General features: G+C 73.0%; 19 protein-coding genes. 11 read left to right on the forward strand and 8 right to left on the reverse strand.

Going from position 1 to position 25,921, the window contains the following annotated elements; genetic code table 11:
- Positions 1-29 precede the first annotated feature (29 nt).
- From BN4251_RS00495 to BN4251_RS00505, 3 genes are read right to left on the reverse strand one after another with little or no spacing between them, the layout of a single operon-like run.
- Positions 30-1,742 carry a metallophosphoesterase family protein gene (locus BN4251_RS00495; protein ID WP_087483225.1) on the reverse strand — a complete coding sequence of 571 codons (1,713 nt, stop codon included), beginning with the start codon at positions 1,740-1,742 and terminating at the stop codon, positions 30-32.
- Positions 1,743-1,748: 6 nt separating this feature from the next.
- Positions 1,749-1,970, reverse strand: a complete 222-nt coding sequence (locus BN4251_RS00500; RefSeq protein WP_087483226.1) for a DUF3107 domain-containing protein — start codon at positions 1,968-1,970, stop codon at positions 1,749-1,751.
- Between the two features lie 58 nt (positions 1,971-2,028).
- Entirely contained in the window at positions 2,029-2,691 is a 663-nt protein-coding gene (locus BN4251_RS00505; protein WP_087483227.1) for a TetR/AcrR family transcriptional regulator, read from the reverse strand.
- Positions 2,692-2,844: 153 nt separating this feature from the next.
- On the opposite strand from BN4251_RS00505, the gene BN4251_RS18540 reads away from it, so the two are divergent.
- The 3 genes from BN4251_RS18540 (at position 2,845) to BN4251_RS00515 (ending at position 9,167) form a co-directional block, all read left to right on the forward strand.
- A complete protein-coding gene (locus tag BN4251_RS18540; RefSeq protein WP_245810133.1) occupies positions 2,845-3,681 on the forward strand; it encodes a DEAD/DEAH box helicase in 837 nt (278 codons plus the stop codon).
- A gap of 1,526 nt (positions 3,682-5,207) precedes the next feature.
- Entirely contained in the window at positions 5,208-5,903 is a 696-nt protein-coding gene (locus BN4251_RS19025; RefSeq protein ID WP_483861825.1) for a RecB family exonuclease, read from the forward strand.
- Between the two features lie 30 nt (positions 5,904-5,933).
- Positions 5,934-9,167, forward strand: coding sequence for an ATP-dependent helicase (locus BN4251_RS00515; protein WP_087483228.1), 3,234 nt, complete (start codon positions 5,934-5,936; stop codon positions 9,165-9,167).
- A 22-nt stretch (positions 9,168-9,189) separates the two neighbouring features.
- Here BN4251_RS00515 and BN4251_RS00520 read toward each other — a convergent pair whose 3' ends face one another.
- Positions 9,190-10,149, reverse strand: coding sequence for a phosphotransferase (locus BN4251_RS00520; protein WP_087483229.1), 960 nt, complete (start codon positions 10,147-10,149; stop codon positions 9,190-9,192).
- A 49-nt stretch (positions 10,150-10,198) separates the two neighbouring features.
- On the opposite strand from BN4251_RS00520, the gene nudC reads away from it, so the two are divergent.
- The 3 genes from nudC to BN4251_RS00535 all read left to right on the forward strand — a co-directional run bounded on the left by nudC (position 10,199) and on the right by BN4251_RS00535 (position 14,049).
- Positions 10,199-11,116: an NAD(+) diphosphatase gene (gene nudC, locus BN4251_RS00525; protein ID WP_087483230.1), complete on the forward strand. Its 918-nt coding sequence runs from the start codon at positions 10,199-10,201 to the stop codon at positions 11,114-11,116.
- Between the two features lie 192 nt (positions 11,117-11,308).
- Positions 11,309-13,435, forward strand: coding sequence for an ATP-dependent DNA helicase UvrD2 (locus tag BN4251_RS00530; protein ID WP_087483231.1), 2,127 nt, complete (start codon positions 11,309-11,311; stop codon positions 13,433-13,435).
- Positions 13,436-13,755: 320 nt separating this feature from the next.
- Positions 13,756-14,049 carry a WhiB family transcriptional regulator gene (locus tag BN4251_RS00535; RefSeq protein ID WP_087483232.1) on the forward strand — a complete coding sequence of 98 codons (294 nt, stop codon included), beginning with the start codon at positions 13,756-13,758 and terminating at the stop codon, positions 14,047-14,049.
- A 116-nt stretch (positions 14,050-14,165) separates the two neighbouring features.
- On the opposite strand, the gene BN4251_RS00540 is transcribed toward BN4251_RS00535, so the two are convergent.
- Positions 14,166-14,324 carry a DUF5679 domain-containing protein gene (locus tag BN4251_RS00540; RefSeq protein ID WP_010551122.1) on the reverse strand — a complete coding sequence of 53 codons (159 nt, stop codon included), beginning with the start codon at positions 14,322-14,324 and terminating at the stop codon, positions 14,166-14,168.
- A 536-nt stretch (positions 14,325-14,860) separates the two neighbouring features.
- Between BN4251_RS00540 and BN4251_RS00545 the strand changes: the two genes are divergently transcribed.
- Entirely contained in the window at positions 14,861-15,472 is a 612-nt protein-coding gene (locus BN4251_RS00545; RefSeq protein WP_087483233.1) for a M48 metallopeptidase family protein, read from the forward strand.
- On the opposite strand, the gene BN4251_RS00550 is transcribed toward BN4251_RS00545, so the two are convergent.
- Together BN4251_RS00550 and BN4251_RS00555 are read right to left on the reverse strand one after the other, a co-directional pair.
- Positions 15,430-16,107: an NUDIX hydrolase gene (locus tag BN4251_RS00550; RefSeq protein WP_087483234.1), complete on the reverse strand. Its 678-nt coding sequence runs from the start codon at positions 16,105-16,107 to the stop codon at positions 15,430-15,432. The two genes, BN4251_RS00545 and BN4251_RS00550, sit on opposite strands and share 43 nt — an antisense overlap.
- Complete coding sequence (locus tag BN4251_RS00555) at positions 16,097-17,635, reverse strand: zinc-dependent metalloprotease (RefSeq protein WP_087483407.1); 1,539 nt, start codon at positions 17,633-17,635, stop codon at positions 16,097-16,099. The genes BN4251_RS00550 and BN4251_RS00555 overlap by 11 nt, the downstream gene beginning before the upstream one ends.
- A gap of 117 nt (positions 17,636-17,752) precedes the next feature.
- Between BN4251_RS00555 and BN4251_RS00560 the strand changes: the two genes are divergently transcribed.
- From BN4251_RS00560 to ettA, 3 genes are all read left to right on the forward strand, one after another.
- Positions 17,753-18,886: a YlbL family protein gene (locus tag BN4251_RS00560; RefSeq protein WP_245810135.1), complete on the forward strand. Its 1,134-nt coding sequence runs from the start codon at positions 17,753-17,755 to the stop codon at positions 18,884-18,886.
- Positions 18,883-19,578 carry an HAD family hydrolase gene (locus BN4251_RS00565; protein WP_087483236.1) on the forward strand — a complete coding sequence of 232 codons (696 nt, stop codon included), beginning with the start codon at positions 18,883-18,885 and terminating at the stop codon, positions 19,576-19,578. The genes BN4251_RS00560 and BN4251_RS00565 overlap by 4 nt, the downstream gene beginning before the upstream one ends.
- A 116-nt stretch (positions 19,579-19,694) precedes the next feature.
- Positions 19,695-21,377: an energy-dependent translational throttle protein EttA gene (gene ettA, locus BN4251_RS00570; protein WP_087483237.1), complete on the forward strand. Its 1,683-nt coding sequence runs from the start codon at positions 19,695-19,697 to the stop codon at positions 21,375-21,377.
- An 81-nt stretch (positions 21,378-21,458) separates the two neighbouring features.
- Here ettA and BN4251_RS00575 read toward each other — a convergent pair whose 3' ends face one another.
- Positions 21,459-23,009, reverse strand: a complete 1,551-nt coding sequence (locus tag BN4251_RS00575; protein WP_087483238.1) for a hypothetical protein — start codon at positions 23,007-23,009, stop codon at positions 21,459-21,461.
- A gap of 310 nt (positions 23,010-23,319) precedes the next feature.
- Here BN4251_RS00575 and glgP point away from each other — a divergent pair, with 310 nt between their 5' ends.
- Positions 23,320-25,884 carry an alpha-glucan family phosphorylase gene (gene glgP, locus BN4251_RS00580; RefSeq protein WP_087483239.1) on the forward strand — a complete coding sequence of 855 codons (2,565 nt, stop codon included), beginning with the start codon at positions 23,320-23,322 and terminating at the stop codon, positions 25,882-25,884.
- The last annotated feature ends 37 nt before the right edge of the window (positions 25,885-25,921 follow it).

The following is a 25,921-nucleotide window of genomic DNA, read 5'->3' on the forward strand; positions in this document are numbered from 1 at the left end:
CCGGCCCGGGGCCAGGGGCGAGCGGGTGCTCACCCCTGGCCTCCGTCGCTCATCTCGGGCAGGGGACTGACCGGGTCGGTGGGGGTGACGCGGTCCTCGTCAGGCAGGCCCTCGCCGGGCTCGACCTCCTGCTCCGGGGGCACCGTGCCCTCGGGGGTCTCGGCGCCCTCGGGCACCTCGAGCTCGGGGACCTCCTCCGGCATCTGGGAGCGCTGGATGGAGACGGACACCAGCCCCAGGCCGCCCATGACGATGTCGTCGTAGGCGACCAGGCGCCGGGTGTCCTTGTCGAAGTACAGCATCCGGGCGGTCAGCTCGAGCGGGTCGTCGCCCTGGAGCACAGGGGCGACCCCGCCGGAGGCGAGCGCCCCGCCGGTCGAGCCGACGGTCAGCCAGTCCGTGCCGGACTCCTCCCGGTCCAGCTCGACGTTCGAGGTGTGCATGTGCCCGGACAGCACCATCGGCACCCGGCCCAGCAGCCCCTTGGGCTTGGTCGGGTCGTGGAGCAGGGCCAGGTCCACCGGCTCCTCGGGATTCTCCCGGTCGTGGGTCTCGATGGTGTCGCCGAGCTGGAACGCGCTGGCGATCACGGCCTCGTCCCCCTCGCGCCAGCCGCCGGCGTCGGAGTCGTCGTCGGCCGCGAAGCGGGGATCGCCGATGCCCGCGATGCGCAGCCCGGCGACCTCGACCACCTCGTTGTCGACCACGGTCGCGTTCGGCTGCGCCTCGATGGTCGCGGCCGCGGCGGCCCCGTCATGGTTGCCGCTGATGTACACGTAGGGGACGTCGAGCCCGCCGATCGAATGCAGCAGCTCGTTCTCCAGCGGGGTGCCCCAGGAGACGATGTCACCGGTGTCGATCACCACGTCGATCGCGAACTGCGAGTTCAGCTCGCGTATCACGTCGTAGGCCTGCGGGTTGTCGTGGATGTCCGAGACGTGCAGGACGGTGATCAGGTTCTCCTGGTCCAGCCCCACCGGCAGGGAGTCCGCGGCGATGTAGAGGGCGGAGACCTGGCCCACGAACTCGGCGAGCGTGTCGCGGTAGCTCTGGTAGTCGATCACGGTGCCGTGGCCGAGGTCCGCGATATAGGCGGCCTGGGAGAGCAGCCCCTCGAACTTGGGCTGGTTCAGCGACTCGGGCGAGAACGTCACCGAGGCCGCGCCCACGCTCGCCCCGACCACCGCGACGGCGCCGCCGGCCGCGGCCAGGGAGCGCCGCACCCGGCGGAAGGTGAGGCCCACAGCCAGGCCCGCGCCTGCGGCGGCGAAGAGGGCGTTCAGCGCGGCATTGAGGGCCGCGGCGGAGGTGATCGCCTCGGGGGCGGTGCGCTGCAGCTCCGCGAAGCCGGAATCGGCATAGAACAGGGCCTCGGCCTTCTCGACGTCCACGCCCTTGACCCGGGCCTCGATCCGCACCGGTGCGGTGTGGGAGTCGAACACGACCTCGCCCACGGGAGGCAGCAGGAGCACCGTCTCCGAGGCCAGGGAGGGCCTCAGGTGGACGCTCGCGGTGAGAGGCCCGACCTCCACCTTGGTGGCGGGGACCAGCAGCAGCCCGACGATCGCGCCGAGCACCGCCACCACCGCCGTGGTGGTGATGTGCAGCAGGCGCGCCCGACGCCGCCGCAGGGCCCTGCGGCGGGGGGGGGAGTCGTCCTCCCGCTCCGTCGGGGTGCCGGCGGCGGCGTCACCCTCGAGGGGCTCGGTCCGGTCCTGGGGCCGATCCTCTCCAGAGGCCATAGGGGATCAGCCGAGGAAGCCGACGCGGCGGGGCTCCTCGGTGGAGACCTCCGCATAGGCGACCTTCGCGCCCGGGATCAGCACGGTGCGGCCCTTGTCGTCCACGAGGGTGACCGGGGCGCCCTCGGCGACCGCGGCGCTGAGACGCTCGAGCAGCGCATCATGCTTCTCCGCGGACTCGATCACGATCTCGCGAGGGGAGTGCTGGATGCCGATACGGATCTCCATGACCTGACCTTCCCCCCGCCGGCAGGGCGGGGACGTTCGTTGCTGTGGCGCTGGAAGTCTACGCGTCGGAGACTGCCGCGGGCCCTGTGTCCGCCCCCAGCACAACCCCGGCGACACGGGGCTTCTCGCGCGGCGCGAATCCGGTCAGACCGTGCACCATCGTGGTGGTCATCGTCTCGAGGATCTCCTCGCGCTCGGCCTCGTCGCCGGCGGCGTGCAGCAGCTGCGCGGTGGTCTGGGCGACGGCGATGAACGCCCGCCCCAGGGAGCGGGACTGCTCCGTGCTCACCTGACGGGAGGCGATCAGCACGCCCGCGAGCTCGAGCGCCAGCCGGTCCAGCACCGCCACCACCCGTTCCTGGACCACCTCCGAGATCACCTCGTGGCCCGTGAACAGGCGCAGCGAGTTGTCCAGCGCCACGAAGCGGTAGAAGCGGTGCAGCCCGGTGCGCACGCGGGAGACGGTGTCGCCCTCGTGCTCGCCCAGGGCGCGGACCTCCTCGAGCATCGACTCGGCGATGATGTCGAGCACCTCGACGTACAGGGACTCTTTGGAGTCGAAATGCTGGTAGAGCACGGGCTTGGTGACACCGGCGGCGGCGGCGATGTCATCCATCGACGTGGCCTGGAAGCCCTTCTCGGTGAACACGCGCGTGGCCAGCTCGAGCAGCTGGCTGCGTCGCTGAGCACGCGGCATCCTCGCCGTGGGGGACGTGGTCATGGCGTCAGCCTCCGATGGGGGCGGCAGCGGGAGGAGGGCGCTGCGGGACAACGTGGGGACTCCTCGTGATCCCCGCCACTCTACCGCCGTCCCGATGCCCCGTCGGTGAGGTCGGTGAGGTCGGCTGTCGGGTGGGTGAGGTGGAATGGGGGCATGCGACGGACAGGCACGATCACGGGGGAGGGCATCCGCCTGCTCGGACCCGACCTCGCCGCGCTGCCCGCCGTGCTCCCGCACGAGGCCCTGGACCACGAGCAGCGCCGGGCTGCGGAGATCCTCCTGGATGGCGGGGACGTGCTCGTCCACGGCGGGCCGGGCAGCGGCCGCACCGCGCTCGCGCTGGCCGCCGCCGAGGCCTCCGGCGAGGGCACCCTGCTGCTGGCCCCGCGCCGGCACGCTGCCGGCCGACTGCGGGACGCGCTCGCCGTCCACGGACAGGGGCTGGTGCGGGCGATGACCCCTCCCGCGCTCGGCCACGCCGTGCTCCGCGCCGACTCTCTCCGCCGCGGCCGGGGCGAGCCCACCCTGGTCACCGGCGCCGAGCAGGACGCGCTGCTGGCCGAGCTGATCTCCCTGCGCGAGAGCTGGCACCTGGACGTCGATCCCGGGGCCCGCACCCTGCCCGGCTTCCGCACCGAGCTGCGGGACCTCATCACCCGTGCGGGCGAGCTCGGCCTGACCCCCGCCGCGCTCGAGGACCTGGGCCGAGAGCGGGGCCGGCCCGCCTGGCAGGACGCCGCCGCGCTGCTGCGGCGCCCTTCGGCACGGTCGTGGTCGATGACGCCCAGGACCTCACCGCCGCCGGCATCGAGCTGGTCGCGGCCCTGGCCACCGCCGGAGCGCGCGTGCTCGTGTGCGCCTGCCCCGACGCCGCCGTGGACACCTTTCGCGGCGCCCTCCCCGACGCCGCCGACCGGCTGCGGGAGCTGCTGCCGCGCCCGGTCAGCGAGATCGTGCTCGAGGGGGCGCACGCCCAGAGCACGGGCCTGACCGCCACGGTCGATGCCCTGCGCGGCCGGCTCCCGCTGGCCGGCGCCCCGGCCCGCTCCCGCCGCCCCCGCGGCACCGAGCCCGGGAGCCTGGTGGCCCTGACCGCGCAGGACCCCCTGGACGAGGCCCGCCTGATCGGCTCCGCCCTGCGGGACCTGCACCACCGCGAGGGCATCGCCTACGACGACATGGCCGTGGTGTGCCGCTCGGGCGCCGCCGTGGCGGATATCGCCGATCTCCTCGCCCGCACCGGGCTGCCGGTGCGTGCCCCGCGCAGGCCCCAGCCGCTGCGCGAGGTCGCCGCGGTCTCCGATCTGATGACGATCCTCGAGATCGGGCTGGCTCCCGAGGACGCCCCGCTGGACCCGCGTGTGGCCACCGAGCTGCTGCGCGGTCCCTTCGGCGACGCCGACACCCTCCGGCTGCGCCGCATCCGCCGCCTGCTGCTGTCCGCGCACCGCCACGCCGAGCCCGACAGCGAGACCCCCAGCGAGCAGCTGCTCGCCCGCGCCCTGGTCGAGGACGAGGTTCCCGGCCTCCCCGCCCCCGACGCGCGGGACCGCGCCGCCGCCCCCGTGCACCGCGTGCGCCAGATGATCCGCGCCGTGCGCGAGCACCGGGAGGCCGACGCCCAGCAGGTGCTCTGGCACGCCTGGGACGCCTCCGGCTTGGCCGGCGGATGGCGCCGTGCCGCGCTCGGCGACGTGGGCGACGTCGACGGGGCACGCTCGCGGCTCGCCTCCTCCCGGCTCGACGCCCTGCTCGAGCTGTTCGCCGCGGCGGAGCGTCTCACCGACCGTCGGCCCGGCGCGGGCGCCGGCGAGCTCATCGAGCAGATCCGCGGCCAGGCCGTCGTGGAGGACACCCTCGCCCCCGCCGCCGAGGCCCGCGGCCGCATCGCGGTGCTCACCCCCGCCCAGCTCGCCGGAGAGCACCGCGACACCGTCGTGCTCGCCCGCCTCCAGGAAGGCGCGTGGCCCGATCTGCGGCTCCGCTCGACCCTGTTCGGCGCCGCCGAGCTCTCGCTGTGGGCCGGGGCGCGGCGCGGCGCGGACTCGCCGACGGAGCCCGAGGCGCTGCGGGCGCTGCAGCGTGAGCAGGTGGTGGCCGATGAGCTGCGCCTGGCCGTCAGCGCCCTCGCCCGTGCCCGTTCCCGAGTGCTGGTCACCGCGATCCGGGACGAGCACAACGAGCCCTCGGCGCTGTTCGACGCGCTCGAGGGCCTCGCCGCCGATCCCTGGATCGACGCCGAGACCCTCCAGCGCGATCCCGGCCCCGCCCCGGACGCCCGCCGACTGGTCGCGGCGCTGCGGGCACGGTTGCGGCAGGACGAGGACCCTGAACAGGCGCGCGATGCCGCTCTCGCCCTCACCGCTCTCGGCCGCGCCGGCGCGCCCGGCACCGATCCCGGGCGCTGGTACCACCAGGACCCCAGCTCCACCGAGCCGCTGCACGAGCTCGGGGACCCGATCCGACTCTCGCCCTCGGCCCTCGAGCGCGCCGCGGACTGCCCGCAGTCCTGGCTGATGGAGCGCGCCGGCGGCACCCGCGCCGGCGGTCCCGCCCAGCTGATCGGCACCGCCCTGCACCACCTCGCCCAGGTCCACCCCCGCGGGCCGGAGCACGAGGGGGACCTGCTCACCGAGCTGCACACCCTGCTGCGCACCGTGCCCGGCACCGAGACCTGGTCCGGGCGTCGCCGCGTGCGCCGCGCCGAGGACGCCGCCCGCCTGCTCGAGGAGCACCTGCGCGGCGCGGGCGAGCCGCTCGCCGTCGAGGCGCCCTTCGAGGTCGAGCTCGGGGCGGTGCGGCTGCGCGGCAGCATCGACCGGATCGAGGGCGATGCGACGGGCCTGCGCGTGGTGGACCTCAAGTCCGGCCGCGCCGCGAAGACCGCCGCGAAAGCGGAGCAGGACCTCCAACTGGCCGCCTACCAGGCCGCGGTGCGCGAGGGCGCCCTGAACGAGCAGCTCGGCGAGGACGCGCCCGCACGGCTGAACGGGGCGCAGCTGGTGTACGTCGGCACCGGAGGGAAGAAGGCCGCCGTGCGCACCCAGACCGCGCTGCCCCGCGCCGAGGACCCCGCCTGGTTCGACGACCTCGTCCAGCAGGTCTCCCGCGAGGTCTCCGGCGACCGCGTCACCGCCCGAGTCAACACCCACTGCACGCACTGCGCCGTGCGCAGCAGCTGCCCCCTGCAGCCCGAAGGAGACCAGCTGTGAGCACGCCTCTGCCCCCACCCGGACGCCGCCCTGCTCGAGCAGCCCCCGCCCACCGCCGAGCAGACCCGCGTGATCGAGGCGCCGCTGGCCCCGATGCTGGTGGTCGCCGGAGCCGGCTCCGGCAAGACGGAGACCATGGCCTCGCGCGTGGTGTGGCTGATCGCCAACGGGATCGTCGAACCCCGCCAGGTGCTGGGACTGACCTTCACCCGCAAGGCGGCGCACGAGCTCGGCGAGAGGATCTCCGCGCGCCTGTCCACCCTCGCCTCCGCCCTGCGCGGCGAGGGGCTCCCGCTGCCGGCGGGGCTCGCGCGCGGCGGCGATGACCTGGTGGGGCAGCGGCCCGTGGTCCACACCTACAACGGCTTCGCCCTGGACCTGGTGCGCGAGCATGCGCTCGCCGTCGGGATCGACCCCGAGCTGACCATGATGTCCACCTCCGCCTCCTGGCAGCTCGCCCACGAGATCATCGAGGGCTGGGACGACTCGCTCGACCTCGAGGCCTCCCCGGCGACGCTCACCGCCGCGCTGCTCTCGCTGACCTCCTCGCTCGCGGACCACCTGGCCACCCCCGCCCAGCTGGCCGAGCACCTCGAGCGGATCCGCTCCCACCTCTCCGGCATCCCGCTGCAGGTCGAGGGACGCCGCCGCACCACCCCGAAGGCCGTGGCCTCCGTGCTCGGCGCGCTCGAGTCCCGCCTGGCCCTGATCCCGCTGCTCGAGCGCTTCGCGCAGATCCGCACCGAAGCCTCCGCCCTCGACTTCGCCGACCAGGTCTCCCTCGCCGCCCGCGTGGCCCGCGAGGTGCCTGCGGCCGGCGCCCTCGCCCGGCGCATGCACAAGGTGGTGCTGCTGGACGAGTTCCAGGACACCTCCGTGGCCCAGCTGCAGATGCTCACCGACCTCTTCGGTCCCGGCCACGCCGCGTGCGCCGTCGGCGATCCGCAGCAGGCGATCTACGGCTGGCGCGGCGCCTCCGCCGCCTCGCTGGCAGGCTTCGCCACCGCCTTCGCGACGCCCGAGCAGCCCGTGCTCGAGTGCAGCCTCTCCACCTCCTGGCGCAACGACGAGGCGGTGCTCTCGGTCGCGAACCGGCTCGCGGCCCCGCTGCGCCGCGCCGATGCGGGCCTGACCATCCCCGAGCTGCAGGCCCGCCCCGGCGCAGGGGAGGGAGCCTGCGAGATCGTCGAGGCCTCCGACGAGCGCGCCGAGGCGCGCGCCATCGGCCAGTGGATCCTCGCGCGGCGCGCGGAGGGCCCCCAGGACGAGCCGCCGGCCTCCGCCGCGGTGCTGGTGCGCGCTCGCCGGCAGATCCCCGCACTGGTCGAGGGCCTCGAGGAGCTCGGCCTCAGCGCCGAGGTGGTGGGGCTCGGCGGGCTCCTGCACCGGCCCGAGGTCGCCGACGTCCGCGCCGTGCTCGAATGCGCCCATGACCCCGGGCGCGGCGACGCGCTGATGCGCCTGCTGACCGGGCCCCGCTTCCGCCTCGGCGCCCGCGACCTCGCGGTGCTGGGCCGCTGGCGGGACCGGATGGGATCACGGCTGCGCCGCGAGTCCGACACCCCCGGGGGCCAGGACGAGGTCGAGTCCGTGTCCCTGGTGGACGCGGTCGACGACCTCCCGCCCGTGGACTGGACCGACCCCTCCGGCCGGTCCCTGTCCGCACCCGGCCGGGAGCGCCTGCTCCAGATCCAGCAGATCCTGCGGGAGATGCGGCGCCTGCTGCCGCTGCCTCTGCCCGACCTCGTCACCGCCGCGACCCGGCTGCTCGAGGTGGACCTCACCCTGCTGCAGACCGAGCCCGACTCCCGGGCCCTCGCCGACCTCGAGGCCTTCCGCGACCACGCGGCCTCCTTCGACCGCACCGCACGCCGCGGCGGGCTCGGCGCCTACCTCGACCTGCTCGAGATCAGCGAGGACGAGGAGGCGGGCCTGTCCGTCACCGCCGCCCCCGAGACCGCGCATGACCCGGCCGCGGTCACCATCGTCACCATGCACTCCGCCAAGGGGCTCGAATGGGACCTGGTCGCCGTCGCCGGCCTCACCGAGGGCACCGTCCCCTCCTACGACCTGCGACGCGCGAAGACCGACGAGGCGGGCCGGGTGCGGGTGCCCGGCGACGGATGGCTGGGCAAGCTCGCCTCGGCCTCGGTGCCCACCGCGCTGCGCGGGGACGCCGACACCCTCCCGGAGCTCGCCTGGGCCGAGGCCGACACCCAGGTCGACGCCGAGGGCCTGATCGAGGAGTTCCGCTTCGCGCAGGGTGAGGAGTCGCTGCGGGAGGACCGGCGCCTGATGTACGTCGCGGTCACCCGCGCCCGCCGCCGCCTGCTGCTGACCTCCGCCGCCTGGCGCAGCGGGCTGACCTCCGCCCGCCCCCGCTCCCGGTACCTCACCGAGGTCGGCGATCTGGTGCCCGAGCGCTTCCGCATCGTGCAGGAGGTGCCCGAGCAGAACCCGCTGGAGAGCGAGCGGGCCCAGGCCCAGTGGCCCCCGGCGCCCGGAGAGCAGGAGCAGGCCCGGGCACGCGCCGCTGAGCTGCTGGCGCAGGTCGCCGCGCAGGAGCAGTCCGAGCCCGCTGATCCTCAGCTCGCGGAGCTGGTGCGCCGCGCCGTCGCCGACCTCGAGCAGCAGGCCGCCCCGCCGCTGGTGCACTCGCCGCCCCGGCTCTCCGCCTCCCAGGTGGTGCACCAGGCCAAGGACCCGCAGGCCGCGGCGATCGACCTGCTGCGCCCGCTGCCGCGCCGGCCCTCACCGGCCGCGGCCCGCGGCACCGCCTTCCACGCCTGGCTCGAATCGCGCTACGACAGCGCGACCCTGCTGGACCTCGAGGACCTGGTGGACCTCGAGGACCCCGAGGCGGGGGAGGGGAGCGAGATGGACCACCGCAGCCTGCGGGAGGCCTTCAACGCCTCCGAATGGGCCCAGCGCTCACCGCTCGCGGTCGAGCAGCCCGTCCACACCAGGGTGGGCGAGATCGCGGTACGCGGCGTGATCGATGCCGTCTTCGCCGATCCCGAGGGCACCGACGGCAGCGAGGGCGTGCTCATCGTGGACTGGAAGACGGGCCGGGTGCCCGCCGCGGCGCAGCTGCGCGAGCGGGCGCTGCAGCTCTCGCTGTATCGGCTGGCCTGGCATGAGAGCACCGGGCTGCCGCTGGCTCGGATCCGCACCGCCTTCCACTTCGTGGCCGAGGGCGTGACCCACGAGGTGCGGCGCCACCCCTCCCGCGAGACGATCGCGCAGCGCCTGGCCGGGCGGTGAGCCCGGCGGGAGGAGCTGGGGTTCAGCCCTCTTCTCGGGAGTGCATCTCCTCGTAGGCGCGCTCGGCCTCCTCACGGGCGAGCTGCGCGAGATCCGCATCCAGATCGGCGATCATCCCGCGCGCATCGGCGACGATCTCCTCATCCTGGGTCTCCAGGCCGTGGGCGAGCCACTCGGCCACCGCGAACTCACCCAACGCCTGCGCCCGCTCCATCAGCCGAGGATGGGTCGAGGTAGGCAGCTCCTCGCGGTAGGCGCCGTAGAGGTCGTCGAAGCGCTCGGGCTCGAGCGAGGAGATCAACCACGCCAGATCCCTCGCGGGATCGGCGACCTTCGAGGAGGACCAGTCACGCAGCGCGCTCACCCGGTCACCGGCCATGAACAGGCTCTCCTCGGAGAGATCCCCGTGCACGAACTGCGGGGTGAAGTCCCACAGCTCCTCGTCCTCGAGCAGCGCGTCCCAGCGCTGCGCCACCGCGGCCGGCAGATGCCCGCCCTGCGTGGCCGCCTCGATCCGTGCACGGTGCTCGGCGTGCAGCACCTCCGGGGTGAAGGACTCCACCCCGGCCGCCTCGGCGGCGTACCTCGGCACGGTGTGGATCCGCGCCAGCACCTGCCCCAGCGAACGCGCCAGCTCCGCGCTCTCGTGCAGCGCATCGAGCATCAGCGGCACCCCGGCGGGCGCCTCGGTCACCGCGCAGCGCCCGCCCTCGGAGAGCTTCACGAATCCGAGCACCGGCGGGATCACGCTGCGCAGCGGTGTGCCGGCGAGCGCATCGGTCACCCTCAGATCGCGCTCGAGACGGATCCCCGCGGCGGTCGTGGAGGGGGAGAGGATCATGACCCGCCGCCCATCCTCGCTCACGATGCCGGCGACGTCGAGATCCTCGGCCGGGGTGGCGATCGGCATGGTCCTCACCGGGATCAGCCCGGGGACCGCCGCCGCGGCGAGGGCAGCCAGGGAATAGGAGTTGCGATGCACGCGTCCACCGTACCCGCCCGGGCCCGCCGCTCCGCGTAGGCTCGGGAGCATGGCGAAGCTCCGTGGTCCACACCTCAGCACCCCTCTGACCCTCCTCGGCTCCGACCGGGATGCGCTGCTGCGCGGTGACGAGACGATCCTCGAGCCGGGCGAGGACGTGCGCTACCTGGTCAGCCGCGCCGGCGCGGTCTCGCTGCGCGAGGACGAGGACGGCACCCTCCACGCCTCCCTCGAGACCGAGGACCCGCGCGGCGGGACCCGGCAGCCGCTGGTGCTGCTGGGCCGGCGCGAGGGATACCGGGTGCTGGGCGTCGAGGTCCCCGAGCCGAGCCCCGAGCTCGATGATCCCGGGCGGGACCTGCGCGATCTGCGCCGCATCGCCGACCGGCTGCATGAGCGCGACGCCGACCTCGCCGCCGCGGCGGTGGCGATGGGCTTCTGGCACCGCTCGATGCGTCACTGCCCGCAGTGCGGTGCCGTGCTCGAGGCGGAGATGGCCGGCTGGGTGCTGCGCTGCCCCGAGGACGGCACGGAGCAGTTCCCCCGCACCGATCCCGCAGTGATCATGGCCGTCCGCGACGCGCAGGACCGCCTGCTGCTGGCCCGCAACGCGCACTTCCCCACCGGCTTCCACTCGGTGCTGGCCGGCTTCGTCGAGCCGGGAGAGAGCCTCGAGAACGCGGTGGTGCGCGAGGTGGGGGAGGAGGTCGGCGTGATCGTGGAGGAGGTCGAGTACATGGGCAGCCAGCCCTGGCCCTTCCCCCGCTCGCTGATGCTCGGCTACCGGGCCTGGGCGGCCGGCTCCGCCGAGCTCACGCTGCAGGACGAGGAGATCGCCGAGGCGCGCTGGTTCACTCGCGAGGAGCTCGCCGCCGCGCTCGAGGCCGACGAGATCCAGCTGCCCGGCAGCGCCTCGATGGGCCGCGCCCTGATCGACGACTGGTACGGCCGCTCCGCCCAGAAGTGACAAGCTGCTCTGCGCTGACGTGAGAGGGCGCCGCGCGCGGGGGTGAGTAGGGCGCTGCGCGCGGGAGAGAGGGCGCTGCGTGCTGAGGCGGGCTGCCGGTGCGCGCAGCGCGGAGGGGCCGGCGGTGGTGTGAGGCACCCGCCGTCCACAGCCCCCGCGGGGTGTCGCACCTCCCTGGCAGGATGAACGGTGATGACCGACCACGCCCTTGACCCCGCCGCCGAGGCCCCCGCCCCCACCGATGCGGAGGCGCTGCTCGCCGCGCTCGATCCCGAGCAGCGCGAGGTGGCCAGCAGCTTCGGCGCCCCGATCTGCGTGCTCGCCGGCGCCGGCACCGGCAAGACGCGCGCGATCACCCTCCGCATCGCCTACGGCGTGGTCACCGGGCAGCTCAACCCCCGCCATGTGCTCGCGGTGACCTTCACCGCCAAGGCCGCCGCCGAGATGCGCTCACGGCTGCGGGACCTCGGTGTGCCCGCGGTGCAGGCCCGCACCTTCCACTCCGCTGCGCTGCGGCAGCTGCGCCACTTCTGGCCGCGCGTGGTGGGCGGGCCGATGCCCGAGCTGCTGACCAACAAGTTCGCCGGGGTGGGGGAGGCCTGCCAGCGGCTGCACCTGAGCGTGGACCGCGCCGCGCTGCGCGACATCGTCGCCGAGGTCGAGTGGTCCCGCGTGTCCATGCTGACCCCCGAGTCCTATCCGGAGGCCGCGCAGCAGGCCCGTCGGCCGGGCGTGGCGGGCTTCGACTCCCGCTCGATCTCCCGCATCCTCACCCAGTACGAGGAGGTGAAGAAGGAACGCGGGGTCATCGACTTCGAGGACGTGCTGCTGCACCTGGTCGGCTTCCTCAGCGAACGGGCCGACGTCGCCCGCGAGGTCCGCGGCCAGTACAAGCACTTCGTGGTCGATGAGTACCAGGACGTCTCCGCGCTCCAGCACGCCCTGCTGCGCCTGTGGCTGGGCACCTCCGATGATCTGTGCGTGGTGGGCGACGCCGCCCAGACCATCTACACCTTCGCCGGGGCCCGTGCCTCCTACCTGCTGGACTTCCGCCGCGAGTTCAAGCGTGCGCGCACCATCCGGCTCGAGCGGAACTACCGCTCCACCCCGGAGATCGTGCGGATGGCCAACACCGTGCTGGACGGCGCCCAGGGCCGCACCCGCGACTCCCGCCTCACCCTGGTCTCCCAGCGCGAGAGCGGGCCGCCGCCGCTGGTGGAGTCCTTCCCCGACGATCCCGCCGAGGCCGACGGCGTCGCCGAGAGGATCGAGGCGCTGATCGCCGAGGGCAGGCCCGCCTCCGATGTCGCGATCCTGTTCCGCACCAACAGCCAGTCCGAGGCCTTCGAGCAGGCGCTCACCTTCCGCGGCATCGGATACCTGGTGCGCGGCGGGGACCGCTTCTTCGAGCGACAGGAGGTGCGCCGGGCGATGGTCTCTCTGCGCGCCGCCACGCGCGTCGAGCAGATCGACCCGGCCCGCGCCGTCCGCGACATCCTCTCCCAGCAGGGCTGGTCCCCCCAGGCGCCCGAGACGACGGGTGCGGTGCGCGAGCGCTGGGACTCGCTCAACGCCCTGGTGGGCCTGACCGACACCGTCACCCGTCGTCCTGGAGCGACGATGGAGGAGGTGGTGCGCGAGCTGGAGGAGCGGGCCGAGTCGCAGGCCGCGCCCGTCGTGGACGGCGTGACCCTGGCCTCGGTCCACGCCGCCAAGGGACTGGAGTGGCCGGTGGTGTTCGTGGTCGGCGCGAGCGACGGGCTGCTGCCGATCTCGATGGCGAAGACCGCGGCCGAGGTCGAGGAGGAGCGGCGGCTGTTCTACGTCGCCCTCACCCGGGCGCGGGATCTGCTCACCGTGAGCTGGGCCGCCGCCCGCACCCCGGGCGCGCGCGGCTCCCGCAGGGCCTCCCGCTTCCTCGACGGGGTGCTCGAGCATCCCGACTCCCCGAAGACCTCCCCCGGGGCCGGCGCACGGCGCACCGGGCGGCGCTCGGCCACCGTGTTCGCGGAATGCCGGGTGTGCGGGCAGGGACTGGTCAGCCCCGCCGAACAGCGGCGCGGACGGCACGAGGGCTGCCCCTCGCAGGCCGGTGCGGGGCTGCTCGCGGAGCTGCGCTCGTGGCGCCGTGACGAGGCGCGTCGCCGCGGCGCACCGCCCTACGCGATCCTCACCGATGCGGCGCTCGAGGCCGTGGCCGAACGAGCGCCGCGCACCGAGCAGGAGCTGCTCGAGGTGCCCGGCGTCGGTGCCGGGAAGGTCGCGAGCTTCGGCGCCGAGCTGCTCGAGATCCTGACCGATCACGTCGAGAAGGCCTGAAACCGCAGGTCAAAAAATACTTCTACGAATCTGTCCAGGGGTGTAGAGTCATCCCTGTCAATCGTCCACGTCGTGGTCCGGGACACCGGAGCGCGCGCTTACGAAAGGGGGTGGCCTCAGTGAACAGCACTTGGAATCTCGCAGGAGACGGCCTGCGCCCGATCGGCGCGCCCTCCCTTCTGCAGCGCGAACGGGGCAATGCCCCTGCGGTGCCCAGCCTGAGCTGACGAGGCCTTCCCTCGCTGCCGGTGCGGCACCGCCGCCGCACCCCTGCCCCTCACGGGCACGTCCTTCCCGACGATTCTCTGAGCAGCGAGACGATGACTACTCTTCTGACCACTTTCCTGAACCCCGCGGTCGCTTCCGCGAGCATGCTGCCGTGCCATGACATGGACGCCGCCGATCTGTTCTTCTCCGAGCGCCCTGCCGATCTGGAGCAGGCCAAGAGCTTGTGCGCCGGATGCCCCCTCATCGAGGAGTGCCGGCAGGGGGCCCTGGACCGGGCCGAGCCCTGGGGCGTGTGGGGCGGCGCGATCTTCGACTCCGGTCGCATCATCGCCGTCAAGCGCGGCCGCGGCCGGCCGCGGAAGAACCCGGTGCAGGACGCCGCGTGAGCGGCCCCGCACGACCTGTCCCCGACGCACGAGGGGCGGGGCACCGTCACGGTGCCCCGCCCCTCGTGGCATCTGGCCGATCAGCGCGAGCGGATCGCCTGATGGGAGAACTCGGCTCAGGCCTTGCCGAGGATCCGGTTCAGCTTGGTGCCGCACTCCGGGCACACGGCCTTGGCCATGCGACGACCGTTGGAGACGACGACGTTGCCCTCGGCCTCTCGCTTCTCACGGCACTTGACGCAGTAGAACTCTCCGGCATAGGTCTCGTCGGCCATATCCGCTCCTCGTTGCTTGTCATGGTTGGACATCCCGGACGCGCAGCTGACGCCGCGGCGTCCGGACCGGATCCACTCTAACGGCGCGGGTGGGCGTGCACGAATCCGGAGGTGGGGGAATGTGGCCCGATCGGGGCGGCCCGTCGCGCGCTTCGGGTGGAAGGAGCTCTGCGAGGAGCTGAGGAAGTGCGCACGACGAGCCGACATCGGAGGCCCCGTAGGCGGCGTGAGGCCTGGAGGGCCGTGGGACCCCGGGGGCGCTCAGCACCACGCGCACCTTCCCCGTGTGCGTCCTGCTAGTTATCCCGGGGTCCCACGTGGAGGGAAACTTAGCGCCTGCGCACCGGGCGGGTCAAAGGAGGGACGGGGATCCGCTGTGGACAACTCGGTCTCCGCTGTGGACAGAGTGTCGATGACGGTGGGGCGGCTGTGGAGGAACGATCGGATCCGCCGGTCACGACGGTCTGACCGGCCCTTTGGTGATGCACAGATGTGGATGAACTTTTCTCGTCGATCGGACGTGCCAGGCTGTCCCCATGAGTGATCTCGTCCTCCATGAGCACGTCTTCGGCCCCCGCGGAGAGCGGGTGCTGGTGCGCCGCAGCGCGCGCCGGCGCCGCACCGTCTCCATCACGCGCCGCGACGGGGACCTCGTGATCGCCATCCCCGCCGCGTTCAGCGCCCGCGAGGAGAAGCAGTGGGTGACGAAGATGGTCGACCAGCTGGTCGCGAAGGAGGCCCGGCGAGCTCCGGCGCGCCGCAGCGATGCCTCGCTGCGTCAGATGGCGCGAGAGGTCAGTGAGGCATATCTCGGCGGCCGGGCGCACCCCACCTCCGTGACCTGGTCCACGCGGCAGAACCAGCGCTGGGGCTCGTGCACCCCCTCGGACGGCACCATCCGCCTGTCCCATCAGCTGCAGGGCATGCCGGACTACGTGGTGCGCTCGGTGATGATGCACGAGCTGGTGCATCTGCTCGTGCCCGGCCACGGCCCGGAGTTCAAGGCGCTGATGGCGCGCTACCCGCAGGCCGAGAAGGCGCAGGGCTTCCTCGACGGGGTCTCCTGGGCCAAGCACCTGCCGCCCGAGGGCGAGGACGTGATCGGTCAGGACGAGGCGGGGGAGCTGCCGCTCCAGCGCGCCAGATAGGGCGCGAGCGCCTCGAGGGTCGCGGCCAGATCCGCCACCGTGCCCTCCGGCAGCGCGGAGGCGTCACGGGCCGTGCCCTCGCCGGTGCGCGGCCACGGCACCCAGCGCACCTCGGGGGACTCCTCGCTCGCGGTGAGGGGAAGCTGAGACGCGGGTGCGGCGGCACGGAACAGGTACTGCACGTCCCAGTGCTCGGCGCAGGCCCCGAAGGCCGCATCGAGCGCATGCTGATGCAGCACCGCCGGCCCGGGTCCGATCCGTTCGAGCTCCTCGAGCCCGATCTCCTCGGCCACCTCGCGGCGGGCGGCGCGCTCGAGGCTCGTCTCGCCCTCCTCGAGGTGCCCGCCGGGCTGGACCCAGAAGCGTCCCTTGCGATGCCACAGGAGCGCCACGTGGTCGCCGTCGGCATCGACCACGATCGCGCTCGCGGTCAGATGTCGCGGCCCGCCCTCGCGCAGCAGGCCGCGCGGAGTCGTGCGCAGCAGGTGCCGGTACTGCTCCACCAGCTGCGGCGCGGAGACCGCAGAGCCGGCCAGCGCCAGCTCGGCCAGAGCTTCGGCCACCTGCTCGTGGACCTGCGCGTGGGCGTGCTCGTGGACCTGCGCGGGGACCCGCTCGGAGCGGTCAGCGGTCATCGTCGCCGTCGGGGGAGTCCTCCGTGCCGTCGGCCTCCTCGGCGCCGGGGCGGCGCAGGCCGCCCTGCTCGTCCTCCTGCGGGGCCTGCTCGTGCCCGTCGCCGTCGAGCAGCTTCGCGAGCTCGGCGTCGAAGTCCTCGGGCAGGGAGACCTGCGCGAGGTCCTCCGCCTCCTCCTCGGAGGCGGCCTGGCGGGGTGCCTGCGGGGTGCCCGAGAGCACCTCCGCGGTGGGCAGCAGATCGGGGTGGTCCCACTTCGCCTCGCGACCGGAGGCGCCCTCGGTCGCCAGCACGCTCTCCCACCAGGAGCGCGCCTCGCGTACCCGGCGCGGGCGCAGCTCGATGCCCACGGTCTGGGAGAGCATCTGCTCGGCCGGGCCGCCCGAGGCGCGCCGGCGCCGCAGCACCTCGCGCATCGCCTCGAGATCGGGCAGCTTGCCCTCGAGCGCCTCGGTGGTCACGTGATCCACCCACGCCTCGATCAGCGCGAGCGTGGTGGCCAGCTCCTCGAGCGCCCGCTCCTGCGAGGCGCGGCGGGTGAAGACGAACATGTCCTCGGGGCGCTTGGCCTGCATCGCCTCGGGATCGGAGAGGTCCAGGCCCCGCACCATCTCGTCGAGCGCATCGAGATCCAGGGTGATCCCGCGCGAGTAATCCTCGATCGCGGAGAACAGGGCCCTACCCAGCCACGGTGCGGCCGCGAACAGCGCCGTGTGCGCGATCTCGCGGGCCGCCAGGAAGATCCGCGCCGCGCCCGGGTCCAGGGAGTGCGCGGAGATCAGGTCGTCGACGTTCGCGGCCACCAGCGCCGGCTCGGCGTCGCGTCCCAGCGGAAGCCCCAGATCGGTGGTGCCGGACGCCTCACGGGCCAGGGACCCGATGGCGTGGCCGAACTGCACGCCGAACATGGTCCCGCCCATGCGCTCCATCATCGCCGCAGGATCGCCGCCGGGCATCTGCATGCCCGCGCCCAGATCACCCATCTGACCCATCTGGGCGGCGATCGCCTCGCCGATCGCGCCGGACATGTACTTCGCCACCGGCTCCACGATCGGCTTCCAGCGCGGCAGGGTGCGGTGCAGCCAGGTGCCGCGGCTGTAGACGCCGAGCTCCGTGGCCGGCACGTCGATCGCGATCACCGGATCCAGCCACAGGCGCGCCACCTGGGCGGCCTGGCGCAGCTCGGAGATCGAGGACTCACTCGGCGTGGGATCGCCCGGCGTCCCGGCGGGAGCTTCCCCACCGGGGATCCCGGCCTGTCCGGCGGCGGTGCGCCGTGCGATGTCCTCGGCCATCTGCCAGTTCACGGGGTCATCGCCCTGCGCGGCGAACATGTGCTGCATCTGCGCGGCCGCGGCCCGCAGCATGGCCGGGTCCTGCGGCAGATTCGCCTGCTGGGCCAGCGCGGAGAGGTCCAGACCCTCCAGCGCGCCCTCGGGGAGCGCGTCCCCGAACGTCTCCTTCAGGAAGCGCTTGAGCGCCTCCTCGTCCATTCCACCGGGTCCACCCGGGATCGCGGCATCGTTCATGGCCACCTCCAGCATCGTCTGGGACTCCACCAGCGTACCGATCCGCACATGGGGACGTGCTGTGGGGCACGTCCCCACCGCCCCGGGCGCTCGGGCCCGGTGGGGCACAATGTCCGGGTGACCCCGCAGCCCTCCCGTCCCTCCCGCGCCCGCAGGGCTCGGGCGCTCATCAGGAGCTCCATCGATGATGCGCAGCTCGCACGGCCGGGGCTGGCGCTGACCTCCCTGGTGCTGCTGTGCGTGATGATCCTGGGCGGCACGCTGATGCCGGTGCCCTATGTCATCGAACGGCCCGGCCCCGCGATCGACGTGCTCGGCGAGTACGAGGACGAGGAGATCCTGGTCATCGACGGCGCCGAGACGCATCCCACCGAGGGCGCGCTGATGATGACCACGGTCTCCGTGGACGGGGGCCCCGGCTACCGGGTCACCCCGGTCGAGGTCGTCGCCGCCTGGTTCGACCGCACCAAGATGGTGATGCCGAAGGAGGCCGTCTTCCCCGAGGGGCAGACCCGCGAGCAGACCGCGCTGAACAACGTCGCAGCCATGAGCTCCTCCCAGCAGGGAGCGGTCGCCGTGGCGCTGGACGAGCTCGACCTCGAGTACGAGCCCGTGGTGATGATCGCGGGCGTGGAGGAGGGCGCCCCGGCCGATGGCACGCTCGAGGGCGGGGACGTGATCGTCTCCGTCGCGGGGGAGAGGGCCGACGACGTCGAGGGCTATCGCGCGCTGATCCGCGCCACCCCCGAGGGCCAGGACGTGCCGATGACGGTGCGCCGCGACGGAGCCGAGATCGAGCTCGAGGTTCCTGCGGAGATGGCCGACGGCGCGCCGCGCATGGGCGTGGTGCTCGCGGCCGGCTACGAGTTCCCGATGGATGTCCAGATCGCGGTGGGGAACATCGGCGGGCCCAGCGCCGGCCTGATCTTCTCCCTGTCCGTCTACGACCAGCTCACCCCGGGCGCCCTGACCGGTGGGCACCGCATCGCCGGCACCGGCACCATCTCGACCGATGGTGCCGTCGGGCCGATCGGCGGGATCCGCCAGAAGATGGTCGGCGCCGAGGAGTCCGAGGCAGAGTTCTTCCTCGCCCCGGCCGAGAACTGCGACCAGGTGATCGGCTTCGAGCCCGAAGGGCTCGAGGTCGTCGCCGTCGCCGATTTCGACGAGGCGCTGACCGCCACCGAGACCATCGCCGAGACCGGCAGCGCCGAGGGCCTGCCCACCTGTGAGGACGTGAGCGCACGATGAGCAAGCGCAACCGCCGCCGCACGCCCCCGAAGCCCACCGTGGTCTTCGACTACGGAGGCGTGCTCAGCGCGGGTCATGACCCGGTGCCCGATGTCCACGAGCTGCTCGGCGGGGACGCCGAGGTGCTCGGCCGCGCCCTGTGGCATGAGCGCGCCGCCTATGACCGCGGTGCGCTGAGCGCCCCGGAGTACTGGGGCGCGGTCGCGGCGTCCGTCGGCGTCGAGGAGCTCACCGATGAGGAGGTCACCGAGCTCCAGAGAGCCGATGACCGGTACTTCCTGCGGATGGACCCGCGCTCGCGGGAGCTGATCCACGACCTCGCCCGCAACGGCGTGCGGATGGTGCTGCTGTCCAACGCCTCGGAGGCCTTCGGCGAGGCGGTGCGCAGAGCCGACTGGTTCGAGGCGTTCAGCTTCGCGGTGATCTCCGGTGAGGAGCGCGCCGTGAAGCCGGAGCCGGAGATCTACGAGGTGCTGCTCGAGGTGCTCTCGCACGAGACCGGGGGAGTGTCCATCCCCTCCGCCGTGCTCTTCTTCGACGATCGCCACGACAACGTCGAGGCGGCCCGTGCGCTCGGCATCGACGCCCATCACTGGCCCCGCAACGGCGAGGCCGAGGGGGCGGCGCCCGAGGAGCACGGCGCGGCCCTCGCCCGCCGGATCCTCGCCGAGCGGGGAGTCCCGCTCGACTGACCTCTGGGAGGGGCGCGCCACCGGGTACAGTCGGACAGTGCGACGTCCCTCGAGCGGCGCCCGTCGCGGCGCGCCGAGGACATCCCCCGACCACCTTCTCCGAACAGGAACACGAGTTGGCTGAATTCATCTACACCATGTACAAGGCCCGCAAGGCCGTGGGCGACAAGGTCATCCTCGATGACGTCACCATGAGCTTCTACCCGGGTGCGAAGATCGGCATGGTCGGCCCCAACGGCGCCGGCAAGTCGACCATCCTCAAGATCATGGCGGGGCTCGACCAGCCCTCCAACGGCGAGGCCCGCCTCAGCCCCGGCTACTCCGTGGGCATCCTGCTCCAGGAGCCGCCGCTGGACGAGTCCAAGACCGTCCTGGAGAACGTCCAGGAGGGCATGGGCGAGCTGTTCAAGAAGGTCCAGCGCTTCAACGCGATCGGCGAGGAGATGGCCGAGCCCGACGCCGACTTCGATGCGCTGATGGCCGAGATGGGCAAGCTCCAGGAGGACATCGACGCTGCCAATGGCTGGGACCTCGACTCCCAGCTCGAGCAGGCGATGGACGCCCTGCGCTGCCCGCCCGGCGACGAGCCGGTCACCCACCTCTCCGGTGGTGAGCGCCGCCGCGTGGCGCTGTGCAAGCTGCTGCTGGAGAAGCCGGACCTGCTGCTGCTGGACGAGCCCACCAACCACCTCGACGCCGAGAGCGTGCTCTGGCTCGAGCAGCACCTCCAGCAGTACGAGGGCGCCGTCATCGCCGTCACCCACGACCGCTACTTCCTGGACCACGTGGCCCAGTGGATCGCCGAGGTCGACCGCGGCCACCTCTACCCCTACGAGGGCAACTACTCCACCTACCTGGAGAAGAAGGAGCAGCGCCTCCAGGTCCAGGGCAAGAAGGACCAGAAGCTCGCCAAGCGCCTCAAGGAGGAGCTGGAGTGGGTGCGCTCGAACGCCAAGGGCCGTCAGGCGAAGTCCAAGTCGCGCCTGGCCCGCTACGAGGAGATGGCGGCGGAGGCCGAGAAGACCCGCAAGCTCGACTTCGAGGAGATCACCATCCCGCCGGGCCCGCGCCTGGGCAACCAGGTGATCGACGGCAAGGACCTCAAGAAGGGCTTCGGTGAGCGGATCCTCATCGACGGGCTCTCCTTCTCCCTGCCCCCGAACGGCATCGTCGGCGTCATCGGCCCCAACGGCGTCGGCAAGACCACGCTGTTCAAGACGATGGTGGGCCTCGAGCCGCTGGACGGCGGCGAGCTGAAGGTCGGCCAGAGCGTGAAGATCAGCTACGTCGACCAGAACCGCGAGAACATCGATCCGGAGAAGAACCTCTGGGAGGTCGTCTCCGACGGGCTCGACTTCATCCAGGTCGGCAAGGTCGAGATCCCCTCGCGCGCCTACGTCTCGCAGTTCGGCTTCAAGGGCCCTGACCAGCAGAAGAAGGCCGGGGTGCTCTCCGGCGGCGAGCGCAACCGCCTGAACCTGGCGCTGACCCTCAAGCAGGGCGGCAACGTGCTGCTGCTGGACGAGCCCACCAACGACCTGGACGTGCAGACCCTCGGCTCGCTCGAGAACGCGCTGCTGGAGTTCCCCGGCTGCGCCGTGGTCGTCTCCCACGACCGCTGGTTCCTGGACCGTGTGGCGACCCACATCCTGGCCTACGAGGGCACCGAGGAGAACCCGGCGAACTGGTACTGGTTCGAGGGCAACTTCGAGTCCTACCAGCGCAACAAGGTCGAGCGCCTGGGTGAGGACGCCGCCCGCCCGCACCGCGTGACCTACCGTCGCCTCACCCGCGACTGACCGGCACCGCCCGGAGAGGACGCCGCCCCGCTCGCCGATGCGAGCGGGGCGGCGTTCTCCTGCGGCGGGACGGGCCCGAGGTCAGCCCCCGTGCCCGGAGGCGCGCGGATCGAGCTCGGCGACGATGCGGTCCGAGGGCATGCCCGAGCCGCTCCCGGGCGGCATCTCCCGGGTGATGAAGAGCCGCTGCGCGCTCTGAGAGGCGGAGAACTCGATGGTGCCGTCGTCGGCCAGGTCGAGCACGCCCAGGCTCACGACCTCCTCCCCGTCCTGACCCCACAGCTCGAGCACCTCGTCCTCCCATCCGCTGACCCCCTCGGCACGCAGCGCGAGGCCGTCGGCGGAGAGCACGGCCTGCCAGGTGCCGTTGTCGCTGATCCCGGAGACCAGCGCCGCATCGGAGGTCATGCTCAGCTGCGCCCAGGTGGCGGTGAAGTCCTCGGACTCCTCGAGCTGGCGCCGGGCATCCATCAGCAGGGAGCCGAGCACCACCGCCGTGATCACCGCGAGCACCGCGAGCGTGCGGGAGATCCAGGGAGCACGCCAGGGCCCCTGCTGCCTCGCGAGACGGCGCTCGCGCCGCCGATCGCGGCGGGAGCGCTGCTTCTCGTCGACGGAGCGGAAGGCGAAGGCGGGGGCGCCTGCTCCCTCAGGGGTGCCGCGCGGCGGGGCGCCCTCGGAGCTCGGGGTGCGCGGCGAACCGGCCGACGGCTCCGCCGCACTACCGTGGAGCCCTCCGGCCATCGCGGGCGGGCCCACCACCCGGCGCTGCGAGTCGGTGCCCAGCACAGGGGTGGCGTAGTCGCCCCGGTAGACGGGCTCGGGCGCGATGGGAGAGGCGGGCCGCAGCGGGGCGGCGGCGGTGGGGCGCGCGGCGAAGCCCTCGAGCACCGCGGTGCGCAGATCCCGCGAGGGCGGGACCGCGGTGAGCAGGGTCAGGCGCGCGGCGGCCTCGATCGCGTGGCGGTGGATCCCGGCGGTCTCCGGCTGACGCGTCAGGTCCCGCAGGCGCAGGCGTTCGCCGGCATCGGCCAGGGCGAGGGCATCGAGGGAGGCCAGCGCCCGGGTCTCCACATCCGTCGGCCCGCCGAAGGGGACCAGGCGGTCCAGCGCCTGGGAGAGCACGATCGCCCCCTGCTGCCGTTCGAGCCCCTGGTAGGCGAAGCGGCCCTGCGCCGCGGACTCCACCAGCGCCCGCTGCGCGGGCGGCAGCTCCAGCAGCACCCGCATCACGTCCACCTCGCGGCGATCCCGGGTGCGATCGTCCGCGAGATCCGGGGCGACCAGGGAGCGCACGTCGCCGCGGGGGTCGGTCGCCACCGCCGCACGGCGGGCCCGATCCAGCACCGCCGCCTCGCCGGGCAGACCGCTCGCCGCGAGCTCGGCGGCATCGCGCAGGCAGGAGCGCAGCACGGAGACGGTCAGCTTCTCCGCGCGGGCCGAGGAGCCCGTCACGTGCACGGTGAGCCCGTGGATCCGGGGACCGAGCACGTCCACCAGCGCCGCGGCGGCCCGCTGGTCCCCGGAGGCGGTACGGCGCAGCAGGGTCCGGACGGGATCCAGCCGCTCCCCGAGGTCGACCGTGTCCTCCGGGATCGCGGGCATCTCCCCTGTGCGTGCGTCGCTCCCCATCGGGCGCCTCCGTGCGTTCGATCGTCGTTCCGGGGTGCTGTCCCCCACAGCACCGGACCATTGTCGCAAGCAGCGGCGCTGCGCGCCGCACATCGGAGGGCACCGGGCGTGGCAGCGGCGCGCGTCGCCCTCCCCGGCAGTGCGGAAAGAGCCTGCAAGAACCCGTCCGGTCACTGGTGAGGACATGCGAGGAACCTCGGCTCTTCGAGCATCCATGCAGGTCGCACGGTGGGAAACTCTGCGGGGGCGAGGGGTGACCTCTCGCAAGGAACTCGCGAGTTCGACCGTTCGGTTCGGGTAGCGTGGGGTCATGAAATCGATCTCCACGATCACTGTCTCCTCCGTGCTGCCCGCCGCCCTCGAACCGCTGCGCGATCTGGCGCTGAACCTGCGCTGGACCTGGCGCCGGCAGACGGTCGACCTGTTCCGCACCCTCGACGCCCAGGCCTTCGCCGACAGCGGCGAGAACCCTTTCGCGATGCTCACCCGCGTCCCGGCAGGACGTCTCGCCGAGGCCGCCCGGGACGAGGCGTTCCTCGCGCAGATGCGCTCGGAGCTGGGTGACCTGCGCACCTACATGGACTCCGGCCGCTGGTTCCAGCGCACCGTCCCCGGCGCCCAGGGCGAGGGGGAGGGCTCCTCGATCGCGTACTTCTCGATGGAGTTCGGGGTGACCCCGACCCTGCCGATCTACTCCGGCGGCCTGGGCATCCTGGCCGGCGACCACCTGAAGTCCGCCTCGGACCTCGGCGTGCCGCTGGTGGGCATCGGCCTGCTCTACCAGTGGGGCTACTTCTCCCAGTCGCTGGACCGCAGCGGCTGGCAGCAGGAGAGCTACCGCCACAACGACCCCGCCGAGCTGCCCGTGGAGCCCGTGCTCGGGGCCGACGGCGCTCAGCTGACCGTGCAGGTCATCCTGCCCGGCGCCCGTGAGGTCACCATCGCGCTGTGGAAGGCGCAGGTGGGCCGCGTGCCGCTGCTGCTGCTCGACACCAACGTCGAGGGCAACGACGAGGCCGCCCGCCAGATCACCGACCGCCTCTACGGCGGCGACCACGAGCACCGCATCGTCCAGGAGATCGTGCTGGGCATCGGCGGCGTGCGCGCCGTCGAGGCGTACACCCGGTCCGTCGGCGCCCCCTCGCCCACCGTGTTCCACCTCAACGAGGGGCACGCCGGCTTCTCGGGCCTCGAGCGCGTGGGCCGCCGCATCGCGGACGGGGCGAGCTTCGCCGAGGCCGTCACCGAGGTGCGCGCGGGCACCGTGTTCACCACCCACACCCCCGTGCCCGCCGGCATCGACCGCTTTGACGCCTCCCAGCTGCGCGGCTACCTCGACGCCGACGAGAGCGGGCTGTCCCGCCTGATCCCCTCGCTGCCCGTCGAGGCCGCCTTGGCGCTGGGCATCGAGGAGGGCGGGGACATCTTCAACATGGCCCAGCTCGGCTTCCGCATCGCCCAGCGCTCCAACGGCGTGGCGAAGCTCCACGGCGCCGTCTCGCGCGGGATGTTCCAGGACCTCTACCCGGGCTTCGACGTGCCCGAGGTGCCGATCGGCTCGGTCACCAACGGCGTGCACCGCCGCACCTGGACCTCCTCGCACATGGACGACCTGTACAAGAAGGCGCTCGGGGACGTGGACATCTCCTCCCTCAGCGACTGGAGCGCACTGTCGACCCTGACCGACCACGAGCTCACCCAGACCCGTGACGCCCTGCGCTCGGACCTGGTGGACATGGCCCGCGACCATGTCAAGCAGTCCTGGCTGCGCCGCGGTGCCGACGAGGCCGAGCTCGCCTGGACCGACCACATCCTCGACCCGAACGCGCTGACCATCGGCTTCGCTCGTCGCGTCTCGACCTACAAGCGGCTGACGCTGATGCTCTCGGACCCCGAGCGCTTCCGCCGGATCCTGCTGGACGAGGAGCGTCCGGTCCAGATCGTGATCGCCGGCAAGTCCCACCCCGCGGACCGCCCCGGCAAGGAGTTCCTCCAGCAGCTGGTGCAGTTCGCCGACGATCACGGCGTGCGCCACCGCATCGCGTTCCTGCCCGACTACGACATCCGTATGGCCTCCGTGCTGATCGCCGGCTCGGATGTGTGGCTGAACAACCCGATCCGTCCCGAGGAGGCCTCCGGCACCTCCGGGATGAAGGCCGTGCTCAACGGCGGGCTGACCTTCTCGGTCTCCGACGGCTGGTGGGACGAGATGAAGGACGACGTCGCCGGCTGGACGATCCCCACCGCCCAGGTGCAGGACCAGGCCGAGCGCGACCGGATCGAGGCCGAGGCGCTCTACGAGATCCTCGAGCAGTCGATCGTGCCGCTGTTCTACGAGCGCGATGCGCGCGGCATGCAGCGCGGCTGGATGAACAGGGTCCGCGCGTCGCTGGTCACTGTCGCCCCGCAGATCACCGCCGCCCGGATGGTGCGCGACTACGTCACCGACCTGTACCTGCCCGCCGCCTCCGCCGCGACCGCCTTCACCGCGGACCCGGCGCTGGCCAGCCGGTTCACCGCCTGGAAGATCGAGGTGCAGCAGGCCTGGCACGGTGTCGCCGTGCGGTCCGTGTCCCTCGAGGGCGTGGACGCCGGCACGGTCCCCACCGGCGCCGAGGTCACCCTGGTGGCCGACGTCGAGCTCGGTGCGCTGCGCGACACGGACGTGCTGATCGAGGCGGTTCTCGGCGAGACCGACGCCGAAGGTGAGATCATCGATCCTCAGCTGATCCCGCTGCAGCGCGGGGAGGACGGCCGCTGGGCCGCGCGCTTCGCGCTCGCCGCTCCCGGCGAGGTGGGCTGCACCGTGCGGGTCACCCCGCAGCATCCGGTGCTCGCCTCCCGCGCCGAGCTCGGGCTGGTCACCACCGCCTGAGAGGCTCCGCCGCCCCCGTCCCGAAAGGCTCCGACCC

The sequence above is a fragment of the Brachybacterium massiliense genome, assembly GCF_900184245.1.
GTDB classification, from domain to species: domain Bacteria; phylum Actinomycetota; class Actinomycetes; order Actinomycetales; family Dermabacteraceae; genus Brachybacterium; species Brachybacterium massiliense.